The 1,595-nt window shown below is 26.6% G+C and carries 2 protein-coding genes; both read left to right on the top strand.

The window, feature by feature from the left end; genetic code table 11:
- Positions 1–445 (top strand): hypothetical protein (locus V7014_RS26955; protein WP_335512176.1); only part of this gene is annotated, 445 nt, incomplete at its 5' end.
- The coding region (locus tag V7014_RS26950; protein WP_335512175.1) for a hypothetical protein at positions 445–1,595 on the top strand (1,151 nt) is incomplete at its 3' end. The genes V7014_RS26955 and V7014_RS26950, both read left to right, overlap by 1 nt.

The raw sequence follows: 1,595 nt of genomic DNA, 5'->3' as shown, positions 1-1,595 counted from the left end.
TATCAGATATGAGAACAGTAAAAATATCTTGAATTATTTTTCTGGAATAATGTTAGATGAATTACACCATTTTGGGTTGAAATCCATTACTGAAATAAAAATAATTGATAATTTCGATGTTATTTATAAGCAAGACGGAGAATATATTACATTTAATGAAATTGCAGAAGGTGAACAATTAAGAGCCAAAATTGCATTTTATCTTTCTCTTGTCCAATTGGATATTGTACATAACTTTGGTAGACACACTCGTTTTCTTATTATTGATAGTCCAAGTAAAGAAGAAGGGGATTCTCAATATTTAAAAGGATTATCTAAGACACTAAAAGATATTGATAAAAGATATGGTAATCAACTACAAATTATTATAGGAACGGCGGAGCGGAAATTGATGAATACAGTGAAGAACGAAAAAATATTTACGGAAGGAGTTTACGTTTTCTAATGAAGGATTGGAATGAGATTAAAGATTTTAAGAATTGGTCTATTATCGATAAATTCTTTTTCTTTGATAAGAAAAGTACGGATGTTTTGAATAAATTAGAGAAAAAAACAGCTCAAAGATTTTTAAGTGGTATCATTTTAAACATGAATGAGAATTCAAATATTAGAAAAAGAGCACTAGAAAGTTTTATGGATTTAGTTAAGTTACAAAAAATAAAGAAAAGAGTTGCACTTAATTTATTGTTAGATGATTGGATAGACACTAGAGATGTGTTCATAGAAGTAGTAAGATTAAAAAATTTGGCTTTATTTTATGGAAATGAAATAGAAGAAGCAGAGGAAATAGAAGAAGTTTATTATGATCTTATTGAACAAGAACAATATGAGATAAGATGTGAAAGTTTATTTCAATTAGGCTTGATTTATTTGTTTAAAGCAAATGTAATGAAGGAAAAAAGTGACTATTTGGTTTGTTTGACAAAAAGTCTACAATATTTCGAACGTTCTAATGAATTTGTAGAGAATAGAGTCGATGCAGAATTTTTTATAATTACAGTACAAACCTTAATTAATATTATTGAAGAAAAGGATTGGAATTTTGAGTATGCTATGAAAAAAACAGCCCAACTATTATGGCAACAACATATTTTTTCATTTGATGATACTATATCTGCAACTCAAGTAGGTCTTTATCGTACCTTTTATGCATTTAAAAAGATTAAAGTAGCTAATCCAAATGATTGGTTGGATTATAGGAAAGAGTTTAACGACTTGTGCTATTATTTTTATGAACTAAAAAATCAAAAAATTAAAAATGAATTATTAAACAGTATTTCAGCTAACTTGATAAGAAGGTCTGTTGAACCTATTTTTTCTATTAATTTTAATGCTGAAATATGCAGAATCAATAAAAGGTTAAATGAGGTAAATGATGAATCAAAAGAGTATGCATTTCTATCTTACTTAAAAAAGATTGCTTCTGATTCAAAGATTAAAGAAGATGCTGAAATCGATTTGGTTGTTAGTAAGTTATTAAAAACATTTCCTCACTTAGAAGAAATAAGAATTGAAAAAGAATTAAAAAAGATTGATGAGGTGCATAATATTCATAGTATAATGCACCTTTTTGAATTATTTTTGGAGTATTCATA

This window comes from Bacillus sp. JJ722 (genome assembly GCF_036963345.1).
In the GTDB taxonomy this organism is placed as follows: Bacteria; Bacillota; Bacilli; order Bacillales; family DSM-1321; genus Bacillus_AD.
The sequence above is the reverse complement of the archived record's forward strand: the minus strand, read 5'-3'. Positions and strand labels throughout refer to the sequence as shown.